The sequence below is a fragment of the Streptosporangium fragile genome (assembly GCF_039534445.1).
Lineage (GTDB): Bacteria > Actinomycetota > Actinomycetes > Streptosporangiales > Streptosporangiaceae > Streptosporangium > Streptosporangium fragile.
Genome location: NZ_BAAAVI010000039.1, coordinates 39,361 through 53,296, shown reverse-complemented (window position 1 = coordinate 53,296; position 13,936 = coordinate 39,361). Strand labels below are relative to the sequence as shown.

Below are 13,936 nucleotides of genomic sequence, written 5' to 3'. Positions count from 1 at the left end.
GCCCAGGGGATCGCACATCCGCATTGACCATCCCCTTACGACAAACGGACACTCCGTTGGCGCCCGCGCCGGCGTGGCCCCCGGAACGGTCTTCCCCGCCCCGGCCGGCGCACCCGGCCCCGGCACGGTCTTCCCCGGCGCGGTCCGCGCACCCGGCCCCGGCACCGCCGGGCCGGGCGGCGGGGCAAGCCCGACGGGCACGGTGAGTACGGCGGCTCCGGCAAGCCTGAGAGGCGCGGTGAGTACGGCGGGTCCGGCGAGCCCGGCAGGCACCGCAGACACGGCGGACACGGCCGACGCGACGCGCATGGCCGTCACTGGCGCCGACGCCAGTCGAGCCGGGCCGGAGGCGGGCCGAGGTTGGGCGGCGCCTCCTCGAACGGGCTCGGCTCGTGGGGCTCCGCCTTCTCCTGGACGCGGTCCAGCACGGCATCCCTGATCTCGTCGAACTCCCCCAAGGTCGTCTTGGGGAAGGTCAGTATGGCCGGGTTGGCGTCGGCGAGGCGGACCCGGCGGCCCTCCGCGGTGGCGTCGGTGACGATCACCGAGGTGGTGGGGAGCTGCTGGAGCTGGTGCGGCTCGACGAGGAACTCCCTGGAGCGGTGCAACACGCGCTCGGTCTCGCCCATCGCCTTGCTCGCGCGGCGGCCCCACTCGGTGGACTCGGTGATGTCCTCCTTCAGGTCCGCGCGGCCCACGTCGCGCTCGTCGTCGCCCTCCTCGGCGTGGCCGACCGTGGAGACGTAACCGCCGTCGACGCCGGCCCCGGCCGCGCTGATCGTCTCGGTGAGCTGGGCCAGTTCCAGCCGGTGTTCGGTGCCGACGTGCTCGCTGGCGACCCGGGCGTCCTCGGCGTTGCCCAGCCGCATGAACGCCACCGCCGCGTGGCCCCGGCCGAGCCGCTCCCGCACGGTGGGGGTGAGCGAGCGGTAGGTGAGCACCAGCCCGGTCCTGGACGTCTCGCAGGCGTCCATCAACCGGTCGAGCACGTCGCCGCGGAGCTTGTCCGCGCCCGCGACGATGATCGTGTGGTACCAGGGCCGCTCGGAGGCGGGCGACTGGCGCAGGATGTGGGTGAGCGCGGTGGCCACGTACGTGCCGAGAACACGGTTGCCGAACACGCCGGCCTGCCGGTCCATCGACACAACCCGCAAGCGCGCGGGCGGCAGCCGGACCGCCTCCGAGCCGAGGGTCTCCAGCTTGCGCAGCTGCGACTCCAGCGCCCACGCGCGCTCGATCACCACCCGGTCGCTGACGCCGCGGCCGAACAGGGTGCCGATCCGCTCCAGCTGGGTGGCGGTGATCAGGCCGAGCCTGAGGTCCTCGCGGGGGTCTCCGACCTGGGCCAGGGCCCGCAGCGCGGCGGTGACCTGGTTGATCGTGGCGTTCTCGCCGAGAACCTCCAGGACCCGCTCCAGGATCGCGTTGTCGAACGAGAGATCCCTGGTCGTGCGGTGCTCCTCGCTGACGCTCACCACGTGGGCGAGGACGTCGGCGAAGGCCTCGGGAGCCAGCGTGGCGCCCAGGTCGAGGCGGGGCAGGTCGACCGGGAGCACCCAGACCAGCGGGTCGTCGCCGCCCCGGCGGGCCAGCTCGATCAGGTCCTTGGCGACCGCGCCCTCGGAGAGGTCGAGCACCGTCAGGTGACCGCCGCTGTAGAGCCGGGTCGCGCCGAGCAGGGTGATCAGCGCCGACCAGCCGGGCAGGGTGCCACCGGCCACGTCGATCCGGTCGATCTCGTCGGGCACGGCCACCGCGTACCAGGTCAGCTGGCGGTCGAAGCGCTCCTTCTTCTCCGCCCACTCCCGGTAGCGGGCGGCGTGCTCCTCCTGGGCGTGGAACAGCTCCCTCTCACGCTCCTCGCGCAGGCGCCGGGCGGCCTCCTCACGCTCCCTGATCCGGTGACGGACCGCCCGGTCGCCCTGGTGGACCGCGTAGCTGCAGAACGCCGCGACGCCCCCGGCGGCGACCAGCCCGACCAGGGCGAACGACCAGCTCAGCAGCCCGGTGACACCGAGGACGAGGATCAGCGCGGCGAGCACCGCCATGAACGTACGGAAGATCTTGACCGGGCGGTTCAGCAGGTCCTCGTTGAGGCGCTCGCGGCGCACCCACTCGGGATCGACCGGTTCGGCGGGGTGCTCGACGGGGGAGGGGCGCTTGGGCGGCAGACCCGGATCAGGGTGCAGCAGAGCGTACTGCCAGCCCAGGTAGATCCGGTCCGCCTGGAGCTGCGCATGCTCAGGATGCACGTCCGCCACGGAACCTCCGCCATCGGGCTCTCGTCCGCCTCGGAGACAGCGTAAGAGTTGGACATCCTATTCGGGCAGCGTTCCCGCCAATCCACTGCATTTTCCCCATCTTTACCACTACTTAAGGGGTGAATGAGTCAGGTGAGGCGAAGGTCGGCGATCACCATCCGTTGCCGCGACTCCCCCCTCCGGTGGCCCTGCGAGGCGACGGCGCCCGGTCGTGGTCCCGCTCGCCGTCTCGGTCGTCGTCACCGGCCTGGGGATCACCGCCGCCCCCGGCGGGTTCGGCGAGGCTCCCGACCGGCCTCCCCCGCAGCCCGGCCCCGGCGCCGCCCCGGACCAGGGCCGGTTCTCCACCGCGTTCGTCCGGTACCGTACCGTGACCGTCCCCGACGTGTACGGCGGCCCGCCCAAGCACTTCGCGGAAATCGAATTCGAGGTCACCGGCAAAGGCGACGGGACCGCGACCGTCGCCACGACGGCCCGGTGGTCCGGCCACTCCGTTCGCGCCTCGGCGAAGGCGAACGGCGCGCCGGCACCGTAGAAGGCGTGAGCCGGCCGAGTCGGGGACCCGCGGCGGAGTTCCCGGGGTTCCCCCCGCTTACCGGCCCGAGCCGATCAGGTTCCAGGCCGTCGCGGCGATCTCCGCGGCGGGGCGGGGCGGGTGCTCCCCCAGCCAGTACGTGATGATCCCGATCAGTGCGCCCGCCACGTGGTGGGCGTGGATCTCCGGCGGCACGTCGTCGTGACCCGGGGGGCGGGAGCCGGCCGCGAAGGGGGTCCGCAGCCCGGCGACGAGGGCCTCGCGGAGGCGGGCGCAGAAGCGGGCGCTGCCGTAGGGGCCGAGCATCCGCCGGTAGAGCGGGGCACGCGCGCCGACGTGCTCGAACAGGGCGACCAGCGCCGCGGGCGCCGGGCCGGGCTCACGGTAGGGGCAGCGGGCGGCGTCGGCGGCCAGCTCGCCGACCGCCGTTTCCATCGCGTCCAGCACGAGGTCGTCGCGGTCGCGGTAGTGGACGTAGACCGTGGCCCGGTTCACCTCCGCCCGCTGGGCGATCTCGGCGACGGTGATCGAGTCGGGGTCGCGGACCTCGGCCAGCTCCAGGACGGCGGAACGGAGCCGGGAACGGGTCCTGCGGACTCGGGGATCGTCTTCTGGCACCTCCCAAGATTAAACGACACCTGTTGAATAAACGACACCCGTCTTTTGTTACACCGGCCATGAAGCGTATGGAAGTCTGGGCCGATCTGGTCTGCGCGTGGGCCTACATCGGCAAGCGGCGCATGGAGAAGGCCGGCTTCGGCGAGGATGTGGAGATCGTCTGGCGGCCGTACGTCATCGACCCGATGGCCCCGACGCCGTCCGAGCCGCTGGAGGAGGCGCTGCGCGACCCGGTCGCCGAGGGCGCCCTGCGGGCCTGCGCCCCCGATCTGACCCCGGCGGAGAACCGCGCCCGCGTGGCGCGCATCGCCACCGAGGAGGGCATCGGGGCGGGCGGCACCTGGACGCTCGGGGAGAGCGTCGGGGCGGGCGGCACCCGGACGCTCGGGGAGGATCCGCTGACCCGCCTCTGGGACGACTCCGGCGAACTGGACGCCCGGGGCCTCGCCGAACTCGCCGCCCGGGGCCCGGCCGGCCTGGTCGCGCAGGGCCCGGCCGAGCCCGCCGCACAGGGCCCGGCCGAATCCACCGTGCGGGGCCTCGGCAGGCCGGACGCGCGAGGGCTCGCCGGGCTGGACGTCCGGGAATCCGCGGGATCGGGCGACCGGGGCTCCGCCGGGCCGGAGGCTCAGGGCTCCGCAGGTGCCGGCGGGCCGGGCTGGGGCCCGGCCTGGCGGGCGAACACCTTCGACGCCCACCGGGTGGTCGCCCTCGCGTACGAGCGCGGCGGCGCGGCACTGCAGGACGCGGTCGTCGAGCGGATCCTGCGCGCCCACTTCGTCGAGGCCGCCGACATCGGCGACCGCGTGACGCTGGCGGCGCTCGCCGCCGAGGCGGGCCTGGACGGCATGGCCGAGGCGCTCGACCGCGGCGAGGGCGCGGCCGAGGTGCGCTCCCAGCTCCTGCGCGGCAAGGCCGCCGGGGTGGCCACCTCGCCGACCTTCGTGGTGGGCGACACGGCCGTCGCCGGGGCGCAGCCGCCCGACGTCCTCGCGGACCTGGTACGGAACGCCGCCCCGCAGCGCGAACTCCCGGACGAGGTCAGGCTGCTGCGGCAGGCCGAGTCGCTGCTGGACGCCCGTGATCCCCTGGGCGCCCTGCGAACCCTGGAGCCGCTGCTGGCCGAGCACGGCGACGACCCGTCCGTCCGCCTGCTGGCGGCCCGCGCCTACTTCGGCTCGGCCCAGCTCGGCCGGGCGCGGCAGGCGCTGGAATCGCTGCTGGAGCGCGCCCCGGGCGACCACTACGCCCGGTTCCTGCTCGGCAGGACGCTCGAACGCGCCAACCGCCATGCGGAGGCGCTGCCCCACCTCCGTCTGGCCGCGGCCATGTCCCCCGATCCCGCGTACACCGAGGCCGTCCGGCGCGTCGAGAACCGGGTCTCCTGACCCGGGCGGCCCCGTGGCCGGGGGCGGCGAGCGGGAAGGGGCACGAACGGGGCACGAACGGAAAAGGACCGGCTCTCCCCCAGGGGGAGGGCCGGTCCTCTTCGGGTGCCGGTTCTCTTCGTGAGACGGTCGGGCGACCGCGGCTCGGCGAGCCGGGTCAGACGGTCACGGCGAGCTGGGTGACCTCGCCCAGCCGGGCCTGGGCCGGGATGTCCTTGGTGACGCCGCCGCCCGCGATGATGCGGACGGTCCAGTCACCGGGGGCGGCGAAGAAACGGAAGACGCCCTCCTCGGACACCACGACCTCACCGGTGAACTCACCGGAGTGGTCGAGCAGCCGGGCGTAGGCCGCGCCCGCGCCCGTGACGATGCCCTGGATGACGGCCTGGTTCGCCAGGTCGATCCCGGCGGGAAGAGCAATGGTCTGCTCCGGAGCAGCGCATCCCTGAGTCATTATCGAGCCTCTCCCAGTTCGATCGGCACGCCCACCAGCGAGCCGTACTCGGTCCACGATCCGTCGTAATTCTTGACATTCGGCTGGTCGAGGAGCTCGTGCAGCACGAACCACGTGTGCGCGGAGCGCTCCCCGATGCGGCAGTAGGCGATGGTGTCCTTGCTGAAGTCGACACCCGCGGACTGGTAGAGGTTCTTCAGTTCCTCGTCGGACTTGAAGGTGCCGTCGTCGTTTGCGGCCTTGGACCACGGGATGCTGCGGGCGGTGGGCACGTGGCCGGCACGCTGGGCCTGCTCCTGCGGAAGGTGCGCGGGGGCGACCAGCTTGCCGGTGAACTCGTCGGGCGAGCGCACGTCGACCAGGTTCAGCTTGCCGATCGCGGCGAGGACGTCGTCGCGGAAGGCGCGCAGGGACAGGTCCTGGTCCTTGGCCTGGTAGTCGGTGGCGGGACGCTCGGGGACGTCCTTGACCAGCTCGCGGGAGTCGAGCTCCCACTTCTTGCGGCCGCCGTCGAGGAGCTTGACGTTCTCGTGGCCGTAGAGCTTGAAGTACCAGTAGGCGTAGGCGGCGAACCAGTTGTTGTTGCCACCGTAGAGGACCACCGTGTCGTCGTTGGCGATCCCGCGGCTGGACAGCAGCGCCTGGAAACCCTCGCGGTCGACGAAGTCGCGGCGGACCGGGTCCTGCAGGTCCTGCTTCCAGTCGATCTTCACGGCGCCACGGATGTGACCCTTGTCATAGGCACTGGCGTCCTCGTCCACTTCAACGAGGACGACACCGGGGGTGTCGAGGTTGGCCTCGACCCAGTCGGCGTCGACCAGGACGGCGGAGCGGCTCATCTTTCAGATCCTCCAGGATCATCTTGCGGCGGGTAGTAGACGGCGAACGATCAGGTACATCTCGCAGCCGAGACAGAAACCGAACGCGGCGTTGAGGAAGGCGGCGAAAAGCGCCGCCGCGATGGCGCCGAGGGCCAACGGCGTTGTCTGTGTCACGTATCCGACCAAGCCCACCAGGGCGAAGGTGAAGCCGACCCCCTGCGCGAAACGCGGCGGGGCGGCGTCCTCCAGCTCCTTCGGAGGGCTCTTCACTATCCCTTTGAAAATCATCCCGTACGGCGAGACGCCGAAGACTCCGAGTGCGAAGACCACGACCTGGGCGGCCAGCAGCCATACGCTGCCGGTGACCAGGACGATCGCGAGAACGACGGTGGTCACGCCCGCGCCGAAGCGCAGAGCTCTGGGATCGGCTTGCATCGCGTGATGCTCCTGAAGGGTGTGCAGATCGGTGCGGCCCGGCGGCCGCTTGAGATCGCCCTTAGGAAGCGCGACAGAGCGCCGTGGTCACGCGGCAGAAGTCGACCGCGCGCCGCTTCGTCAGCAGCTCTGTCGTGGAGTTCATGCCGACGACATTACCCCGGCGTTCCGCCATCTGTCACATCCCTGTCCAGTTTCTGAGACAGAAACGCTCATGAGGCGATAGGGTGCCCGGTTCACTCGCCCACCGCCAGTCCCAGGGCCCCGATCACGTCGGCCTTCCTGGGCTGGCCGGAAGCGCGCTTGACCACGCGCCCGGACGCGTCGAGGACGAGGACCGTGGGGGTCCGCAGGATGTTCAGCGACCGGACGAGGTCGAGCCGCGACTCCGCGTCGATCTCCACGTGCGCCACCCCCGGCACCATCGCCGTCACCTCGCCGAGGACCCGCCGGGTCGCCCGGCACGGCTGGCAGAAGGCGCTGGAGAACTGCACGAGCGTGGCACGCTCTCCCAGCTCGGCGTGGAGGTCGCCGGACGTCAGCAGTTCCACGTCACCCCTCACCTCGCGCGGCACCCCGTCGCGCCGCCGTAACGCCACACCCACGAGCGTGGCCAGGGCGAGCGTGACGAGCAGCACCGTCAAACCGGTCACAGACCACGACAACACACGTCCCCACCGCGCCATTCCCCGGGCGGTACGGGCGGCGCGGCGGGACACGGGCCCCGCGTGGCGCCCGGCCCCGCCGCGTCCGCACCCGACGCCGGTCTCACCTGACCGGGACGGTCAGCAGCACCCGGCCGGCCGCGGTGGTGATCTCGAAGGACGTGATGCCCTCGGGCGGGATCGTCGTGGTCCCGGTGAAGGCGCCGGACCTGTCGTAGGCGGCCCGGTCCACGATCCAGTTCCCGGCCGTCTCCCGGAACCCGCCGGCCCCGATCACGTCCAGCCGGCAGCGCGTGCCCTTGGCGACGCCGGAGAGCACGACCTTGACCGTGGTGGCCCCCTGCCCCGGGAACGCGGTCACCGTCGCGCGAACCGTGCCCGTGTCGTCACGGCCCTCGACCCGCACGGGCGGCGCTTCGAGTATGAGCGGCGCGTCACCGCCGGGCTCCTTGGCCGCCCGGGAACTGTCGGGAAGCCTGGACGGGGCGGCCTCCGTCCCGAGGGCGGCGTCGCCCTCCCGGTCGCCCTGGCCCGCGGCCGACTCCGGTGCGGCCGCCGTCGAGGCCGTGTCCTGCCGGGACTGGGTGGCGACGGTCCACACGACGCCGCCGCCGAGCCCGAGCAGCGCGACCGAGGCGGCCAGGGAGAGCATCAGGCGGGTCACCCGGCGCCGCCGTCTGGCCTTGGCGCTGAGCAGCCGGTCGAGCACCGCCGTGGGCGGGCTCGCCACCTGGGCCACGTCGTCCTCGGACACCCGGCCGAGGAACGCGGCGACCCCGTTCAGCTCCTCCGCCTCGGCCCGGCAGCCGGCGCACTCGGCGAGATGCGCCTCGACGAGCACGCGCTCCTCCGGGTCCAGCGCGCCGAGCGCGTAAACGCCGAGCGACATCCGCATTTCGTCACAGGTCATCATCATGGCGCGAGCCCCCGCTCCTCCAGCGCCAGCTTGAGCGCCCGAAGGGCGTAATACGTGCGCGACTTCACCGTTCCAGCGGGGATACCGAGCGCCTCGGCGGCCTCCTTGACCGATTTCCCCTGGTAGTAGACCTCCGCGAGCACCTCACGGTGCTCCGGCCGCAGCGCGGCCAGCGCCTCGGCGACGGCCCACGATTCCACGGCCCGCTCCAGCTCGTCGTCGGCGGGCACCACGGCGAGCGCCTCGTCCCCCGTCTCCGGGGGGCGTGACTTACGCGCCCGGTGCTGGTCGACGACGAGGTTACGGGCCACTGTGAACAGCCACGCGCGGATGGAACGGCCGGCGAACGCGTCCGGATGGCGCCAGGCCCGCAACAGCGTCTCCTGCACGACATCCTCCGCTCTTCCCGGATCCCCCGTCAGCCGCAGGACGTAGCCGTAGAGCGGCCCGCCGTGTTCGTCGAAGAGCGCTCTGACGAGCTGCTCGTCTGCGGTTCCGGCTTGGCTCACATCCTCACGACGTACGGAAGGGCGGGGCGGTTCAGACACGGGAGGAGGTCAGCCTCGGAGCGGGACGTCCGCGGCCTCGCCGGAGATCCGGATGCCGCCGGCGACGGGCCGCACGTCGGTCACCTTGAGGTCGAACGGCAGACCCTTGATGGGGATGCGGTAGGCGATGAACCGCTCGGGCTGGGGCACGGGGATGCCGCCGCCCAGCGTCACCTTCTCGGGAACGAACTGCACCCCGTCCCTGACGATCTCGACCTTCATGGTCGCCTTCACGGGCACCTTCTGCCCCAGCACGGTGATCTCCCCGCTCACGTTGAGCCCGCCGCCGTCGACATCGACCTTGATGCCCTGGGGCGCCCGCTGGTTGAGCGTCTCCACCGGGACCACCACCGCCCCGGTCACCCGTCCGGCCCGCATGTCGAGCCGCTGGGGGTCGAGCACCAGGTCCTCCAGCGGGGCGACGAGGTCGTACAGCGTGAAGTCGACGCTCGACAGGCGGACGCCGCCGACGGTCATCGGCCCCACGTCGACCTTGACCTCCTCGTAGCGGCCGTTGATCGCCTGGGTCAGGAACGGGATGCCCTCGATGGTCACCTCGGGCGGGGCGTCGAGGTCGTACTTGGCCGTGGCGCGCGTGGCGATCTCGCGCTGGACTCCGGCGACGGCGACCCGGTCCAGGATCACGACGAAAACGAGAAGCAGGATCAGAAAAGCGATCAGCTTGCGCATCTGACTCCCTGTTCGCAGGCAGGCTCCGGGGTGGAGCCACGCGCGGCACATCCCCTGGCAATCTTGTCCGAAACGGCGTTCCAGCGATAGCACCCGGCCGGACGCGTGGCCGACCCCGGCCCGGCACATGGCCGGTCCCGGCCGGACGTCACCCGCCCGCGAAGGGGGGAAGCACCTCGACCGTCGCGCCGTCCGTGAGGACGATGCTGTCGTGCGGGCGCCTGCCCACCGGGTCGCCGTTCACCAGGAACGACGACCGGCGCACCACGCGGGCGAGCTCCTCGCGGTCAAATGTGATTTTCGTCATCAAATCGGCAAGAGTCGCCGCCTCGAAGGGCTCCTCTGCGACGCCTGCCGCATCCTTGGCAGCCGCCCAGTAGCGGATAAGGCCCGTCGCCATCTGTGGATCAGCTCCTTGTGTGCACGTACGGTTACTATGCCATTACGGCGAATCCACCGGGGAAACGAGTGTTCACCAGGTGGACGTCCGCTGGACGCTTCATCCCTGTGGGTTATCCTCACCTACTACGGGACCTGGGCGACGTAGCCCCCGGGTCCTTACGTGTTTGTACGGCCATCGCCGACATGACGCGGGAAGGAGGCATCGTGAGCAATCTCCTGCTGCTCACCAACGCCCTGGAGCCCTCCACTGAGGTCCTCCCGGCGCTGGGGCTGCTGCTGCACTCGGTTCGGGTCGCGCCCGCGGAGGCATCCGCGCTGATCGACGCCCCGCCCGCAGACGCGATCCTGGTGGACGCGCGCCGTGAGCTCGTCCAGGCCAAGAGCCTGTGCCGGCTGCTGCGCACCACCGGTGTCGCCTGCCCCCTCGTGGTGATCGTCACCGAGGGCGGGCTCGCCGGGCTGACCGCCGAGTGGGGCGTCGACGATGTCATCCTCGACAGCGCCGGCCCCGCCGAGGTCGAGGCACGGCTGCGGATGGCGGTCGGCAAGCTGAACCTGTCCGCCGCAGAGGAGGTGCCCGACGAGATCCGCAACGGCGACCTCTCGATCGACGAGGCCACCTACACGGCACGGCTGCGCGGCCGTGCGCTGGACCTGACCTTCAAGGAGTTCGAGCTCCTGAAGTACCTGGCGCAGCACCCCGGCAGGGTCTTCACCCGCGCCCAGCTCCTCCAGGAGGTCTGGGGGTACGACTACTTCGGCGGCACCAGGACCGTCGACGTCCACGTCCGCCGCCTCCGCGCCAAGCTCGGCGCCGAGTACGAGGCGCTGATCGGCACCGTCCGCAACGTCGGCTACCGTTTCGTGCCCGAGCGCGGCAGCGAGGGCTCCGAAGACCGCGAGCCCGCCCGCCGCTGACCTTCCCCAGCCCCCACGGCCCCGCCCGGAGACGGGCCCGCCAACCGGCTCCGGTTCCGCGCCACACGACCGGATCCCGCGTCCACGCGACCCGGGTTCACGCGCCCGTCCGGTCCGGCCCCGATTCCGCGCCCCTCCGACCTGACCGCTGCCCGGGTGACCACCGCCCCCGGGCCCGCCGGACGCCGCGAGGACCCACGGCCGCGAACACCTGCGAAAGGCCCACCGGATACCGTCCGGTGGGCCTTTCGCGTCGTGCCGTGAAGCCGTCTCGCACAGAGCCGCCGAGCTGCGGGCCGCAGGGCGACGGTGGTGTGGGCGCCCTACGGCCCCGTGGGACGACGCCGGCGCCGTCCTACGGCACGACGGTGATGTGGTTGGGGACGGGGGGCGTGATCGACGGGTTCGCCGCGAAGTAAGCGGCGAAGGCGTCGATGTCGAGCGGCCCGCTCCACAGGTCGGTGCCGTCCCTGAAAGCGAGGAACGCGTCACCGCCGCCGACGAGGAAGTTGTTCGCGGCGACCCTGATGGTCTGGGTGTCGGTCACGTCGACACCGTCGATCTTCATGTTGGAGACCTTGGACCCCCACGGCGCGCTCGCGCTGTAGGTGTAGGTGAAGTTCGACGACGGCTGCAGGATCTTGGTGAAGGCCTGGTTGTTGGGCCCGCCGGTGAACTGCTGCTCCAGGACGGTCTTGAGCTGGGCCCCGGTGAGCGTGACCACCTGCAGGAGGTTGTTGAACGGCTGCACCGCGAAGGCCTCGCCGTACGTCACCACACCGTCGCCCTCACCCGCAGGCGAACCCGCGTAGGTGAGGCCGGTGCGCACGCCGCCCGGGTTCATCAGGGCGATCTGGGCGTTGCCGCCGGTCTTGGCCGCGACGAGCTGCCCGTCGGCGATGAGGTTGCCCAGCGGCGACTCGCCGGAGGCCGACGCGGTGTTGGGGATGTCCGCGGTGATCTTGCCGATCGGCTTGTTGGCCACCGACGCGACGCGGTCCTTCCACGTCTGGACGAACGCGGAGATCTCCGGGTCGGGGGTGACGGTCCGGGTCACGACCTGGTTGTCGGCCACAACCGAGGACCGGACGACGTCACGGGTCTTGACGTCCACCCGGAAGTCGACCTTGGTGATCACCCGGCCGAACGAGCCGCCCTGGCTGTAGAGGCGGGTGCCGCCCTTGGGGTCGGTCACGGTGCACAGGTAGGCCTGGTGCGAGTGACCACTGAGGATCATGTCGATCTCGGCGTCGACCTGCGTGGCGATCCGGTTGCCCGCGCCCGGCTGGGCGCTGCAGGCGTCGGGCGACTGGCCCGCGGTGACCTGGTCGCCCTCGTGCACCAGCACGACCTGGGCCCTGACACCGACGATCCTCAGCAGCTTGGACGCGACGTTGGCGGCCTTCACCTCGTCGATGAACTCCAGGTCCTTGATGCCCTCGGCGGTGACGATGTTGGGGGTGGTCTGGGTGACGAGGCCGATGAAACCGATCGGCACGCCGTTCATCCAGCGGATCGCGACCGGGGGCAGGGCGGGGATGCCGTACTCCTTCAGGAGATCGCGCAGCGCGGTGGTGTTCTTCCCGCCCAGGGCGTCCAGCGCCTGCCGTTCCGCGCTCTGCGTCGGCCGCTTGAAGATGACGTTCGCGCCCAGGTAGCTGTAGTCGGCGCCCTTCCACTCACCGGCGGGCGAACAGCCGTCCACCGGGTGGCAGCCACCGTTCATGATTCGCCTCAGCTCGGCGTAGCCCTCGTCGAACTCGTGGTTGCCCACGGCCGAGGCGGTGACACCGACCTTGCCGAGGAACTCCACCGACGGCTCATCGTGGAAGGCCGCGGAGATCAGGGGGGTGGCGCCGATCAGGTCGCCCTGGGCGACCTTCAGCGTGTTCTTGTCCGACATCTGCTTGAGGTGGGTGGCCGCGTAGGCGGCGCCGCCCGCATCGACGGTGGCACCGGTCTCGTCGACCATGCGGCCGGAGGAGCCCGTCGGCGGTTCGAGGTTGCCGTGGAAGTCGTTGAGGGAGAGCAGCCGGACCGGCACCGTCTTGGGGGGTGTGTTACCCGCCTCGGCAGGTCCCATCGCGAGGACGCAACCGGCCCCGGCGAGGACACCTGCCATGGCGAGCCGCTGGAAGGAGCGAGACATCATGGACCACGACATTAAAGGGAGCGTCTATGCATGGAATGTCCGAGAGGTAACGATTCACCCGGCAGGTAAATGACACCTTTTGCCAGTCCCCGGTGAATACCCGGAATGCGGCCCCGCCTAGAGTCCAGAACATGAACGTGCGCGTGGAACACCGGGGACGACTCGGGGAACAGCAGGTGTCCGACGTCCTCGCGGTGGTCGAGGCCGCCACCGAGGCCGACGGGGTCAGACCCCTCAACGAACATGTCATGCTGCACCTGCGTTACGGCGGCGACGAGCGCGCCAGGGCCGTGCTCCTGTACGACGGGGACGACCTCGCCGGCTACGCGCACGTGGACCCGACCGACCCCGTCGAGGGGCCGAGCGGCGAACTGGTGATCCACCCGGCGTTCCGGCGGCGCGGGTACGGGCGGCGGCTCCTGGAGGCCGTACTCGACCAGACCGGCGGGCGCCTGCGCCTGTGGGCCCACGGCGGGCACCCGGGCGCCGAGGCCATCGCCGCGGCCACGGGATTCACGAAGGTCAGATCCCTGTGGCAGATGCGCCGCTCCCTGTTCTCCGCGATTCCCGGCTACAAGCTTCCCGAGGGCGTACGACTGCGCACGTTCGAGCCCGGAACCCCCGACGAGGGGGCCTGGGTGGCGCTCAACGCCAGAGCCTTCGCCCGTCACCCCGAGCAGGGGGCCTGGACCGTCGACGACCTGAAGCGCCGCGAGCAGGAACCGTGGTTCGACCCGGCGGGTTTCTTCCTCGCCGTACGCCCCGGCACGGACGCCGTACGACCTGACGGCCCCGGCACGGCCGGCGGTACGGCGGAGGCGGCGGGGGCGGCTCCGGCCGGGGCGCACGGCGACCGGCTGGCGGGGTTCCACTGGACCAAGGTGCACGGTGACGGCGAGCACGCGCACGAACCGATCGGCGAGGTCTACGTGGTCGGCGTCGACCCCGCCGAGCAGGGCGGCGGGCTGGGCAGGTCACTCACCCTGGCGGGCCTGAACCACCTGCGCTCCCGGGGCCTGGCCCAGGTGATGCTGTACGTCGACGAGAGCAACGCCGCGGCGATCCGCCTCTACGAGGGACTGGGCTTCACCCGGTGGGACGTCGACGTGATGTATCAGAAATAAGCGGCGCCC

General features: G+C 71.5%; 16 protein-coding genes. 4 read left to right on the top strand and 12 right to left on the bottom strand.

The window, feature by feature from the left end; all coding sequences use genetic code 11:
- Positions 1-314 precede the first annotated feature (314 nt).
- A complete protein-coding gene (locus tag ABD841_RS24505; RefSeq protein WP_344976267.1) occupies positions 315-2,252 on the bottom strand; it encodes a hypothetical protein in 1,938 nt (645 codons plus the stop codon).
- 220 nt (positions 2,253-2,472) lie between these two features.
- Here ABD841_RS24505 and ABD841_RS24500 point away from each other — a divergent pair, with 220 nt between their 5' ends.
- Complete coding sequence (locus ABD841_RS24500) at positions 2,473-2,796, top strand: hypothetical protein (protein ID WP_344976265.1); 324 nt, start codon at positions 2,473-2,475, stop codon at positions 2,794-2,796.
- 57 nt (positions 2,797-2,853) lie between these two features.
- On the opposite strand, the gene ABD841_RS24495 is transcribed toward ABD841_RS24500, so the two are convergent.
- Positions 2,854-3,414, bottom strand: coding sequence for a TetR/AcrR family transcriptional regulator (locus ABD841_RS24495; protein ID WP_344976262.1), 561 nt, complete (start codon positions 3,412-3,414; stop codon positions 2,854-2,856).
- A gap of 59 nt (positions 3,415-3,473) precedes the next feature.
- Between ABD841_RS24495 and ABD841_RS24490 the strand changes: the two genes are divergently transcribed.
- On the top strand, positions 3,474-4,802 hold the full coding sequence (locus ABD841_RS24490; protein WP_344976259.1) for a DsbA family oxidoreductase: 1,329 nt from the start codon (positions 3,474-3,476) through the stop codon (positions 4,800-4,802).
- A gap of 157 nt (positions 4,803-4,959) precedes the next feature.
- On the opposite strand, the gene ABD841_RS24485 is transcribed toward ABD841_RS24490, so the two are convergent.
- From ABD841_RS24485 to ABD841_RS24450, 9 genes are all read right to left on the bottom strand, one after another.
- Positions 4,960-5,256, bottom strand: coding sequence for a DUF1416 domain-containing protein (locus tag ABD841_RS24485; RefSeq protein ID WP_344976256.1), 297 nt, complete (start codon positions 5,254-5,256; stop codon positions 4,960-4,962).
- Positions 5,256-6,095, bottom strand: coding sequence for a sulfurtransferase (locus ABD841_RS24480; protein WP_344976253.1), 840 nt, complete (start codon positions 6,093-6,095; stop codon positions 5,256-5,258). Before ABD841_RS24480 ends, ABD841_RS24485 begins: the two co-directional genes overlap by 1 nt.
- A gap of 18 nt (positions 6,096-6,113) precedes the next feature.
- Positions 6,114-6,512 carry a DUF4395 domain-containing protein gene (locus ABD841_RS24475; RefSeq protein WP_344976250.1) on the bottom strand — a complete coding sequence of 133 codons (399 nt, stop codon included), beginning with the start codon at positions 6,510-6,512 and terminating at the stop codon, positions 6,114-6,116.
- Between the two features lie 61 nt (positions 6,513-6,573).
- Positions 6,574-6,657 carry a putative leader peptide gene (locus tag ABD841_RS40910; RefSeq protein WP_425582033.1) on the bottom strand — a complete coding sequence of 28 codons (84 nt, stop codon included), beginning with the start codon at positions 6,655-6,657 and terminating at the stop codon, positions 6,574-6,576.
- A gap of 91 nt (positions 6,658-6,748) precedes the next feature.
- The gene (locus ABD841_RS24470) at positions 6,749-7,165 is read right to left on the bottom strand and encodes a TlpA family protein disulfide reductase (protein WP_344976247.1); all 417 of its coding nucleotides are present in this window, start codon (positions 7,163-7,165) and stop codon (positions 6,749-6,751) included.
- Positions 7,166-7,280: 115 nt separating this feature from the next.
- Positions 7,281-8,072 carry a zf-HC2 domain-containing protein gene (locus ABD841_RS24465; protein WP_344976340.1) on the bottom strand — a complete coding sequence of 264 codons (792 nt, stop codon included), beginning with the start codon at positions 8,070-8,072 and terminating at the stop codon, positions 7,281-7,283.
- Between the two features lie 17 nt (positions 8,073-8,089).
- Complete coding sequence (locus ABD841_RS24460; protein ID WP_344976244.1) at positions 8,090-8,602, bottom strand: sigma-70 family RNA polymerase sigma factor; 513 nt, start codon at positions 8,600-8,602, stop codon at positions 8,090-8,092.
- 48 nt (positions 8,603-8,650) lie between these two features.
- A complete protein-coding gene (locus ABD841_RS24455) occupies positions 8,651-9,331 on the bottom strand; it encodes an LmeA family phospholipid-binding protein (protein WP_344976241.1) in 681 nt (226 codons plus the stop codon).
- A 148-nt stretch (positions 9,332-9,479) separates the two neighbouring features.
- Complete coding sequence (locus tag ABD841_RS24450) at positions 9,480-9,731, bottom strand: MoaD/ThiS family protein (RefSeq protein ID WP_344976239.1); 252 nt, start codon at positions 9,729-9,731, stop codon at positions 9,480-9,482.
- 206 nt (positions 9,732-9,937) lie between these two features.
- Here ABD841_RS24450 and ABD841_RS24445 point away from each other — a divergent pair, with 206 nt between their 5' ends.
- Positions 9,938-10,651 (top strand): winged helix-turn-helix transcriptional regulator, encoded by a 714-nt coding sequence (locus ABD841_RS24445; RefSeq protein WP_344976236.1) that lies wholly within the window; start codon positions 9,938-9,940, stop codon positions 10,649-10,651.
- A 355-nt stretch (positions 10,652-11,006) separates the two neighbouring features.
- Here ABD841_RS24445 and ABD841_RS24440 read toward each other — a convergent pair whose 3' ends face one another.
- Positions 11,007-12,803, bottom strand: a complete 1,797-nt coding sequence (locus ABD841_RS24440) for a bifunctional metallophosphatase/5'-nucleotidase (RefSeq protein ID WP_344976232.1) — start codon at positions 12,801-12,803, stop codon at positions 11,007-11,009.
- Positions 12,804-12,934: 131 nt separating this feature from the next.
- Between ABD841_RS24440 and mshD the strand changes: the two genes are divergently transcribed.
- A complete protein-coding gene (mshD, locus tag ABD841_RS24435) occupies positions 12,935-13,927 on the top strand; it encodes a mycothiol synthase (protein ID WP_344976229.1) in 993 nt (330 codons plus the stop codon).
- Positions 13,928-13,936 lie beyond the last annotated feature (9 nt).

Excerpts from the sequence above, each read along its gene's own strand:
- ABD841_RS24490 (WP_344976259.1), top strand. The coding sequence starts at position 3,474 with ATGAAGCGTATGGAAGTCTGGGCCGATCTGGTCTGCGCGTGGGCCTAC.
- ABD841_RS24485 (WP_344976256.1), bottom strand. The coding sequence starts at position 5,256 with ATGACTCAGGGATGCGCTGCTCCGGAGCAGACCATTGCTCTTCCCGCC.
- ABD841_RS24480 (WP_344976253.1), bottom strand. The coding sequence starts at position 6,095 with ATGAGCCGCTCCGCCGTCCTGGTCGACGCCGACTGGGTCGAGGCCAAC.
- ABD841_RS24475 (WP_344976250.1), bottom strand. The coding sequence starts at position 6,512 with ATGCAAGCCGATCCCAGAGCTCTGCGCTTCGGCGCGGGCGTGACCACC.
- ABD841_RS40910 (WP_425582033.1), bottom strand. The coding sequence starts at position 6,657 with ATGAACTCCACGACAGAGCTGCTGACGAAGCGGCGCGCGGTCGACTTC.
- ABD841_RS24465 (WP_344976340.1), bottom strand. The coding sequence starts at position 8,072 with ATGCGGATGTCGCTCGGCGTTTACGCGCTCGGCGCGCTGGACCCGGAG.
- ABD841_RS24455 (WP_344976241.1), bottom strand. The coding sequence starts at position 9,331 with ATGCGCAAGCTGATCGCTTTTCTGATCCTGCTTCTCGTTTTCGTCGTG.
- ABD841_RS24450 (WP_344976239.1), bottom strand. The coding sequence starts at position 9,731 with ATGGCGACGGGCCTTATCCGCTACTGGGCGGCTGCCAAGGATGCGGCA.
- ABD841_RS24440 (WP_344976232.1), bottom strand. The coding sequence starts at position 12,803 with ATGATGTCTCGCTCCTTCCAGCGGCTCGCCATGGCAGGTGTCCTCGCC.
- mshD (WP_344976229.1), top strand. The coding sequence starts at position 12,935 with ATGAACGTGCGCGTGGAACACCGGGGACGACTCGGGGAACAGCAGGTG.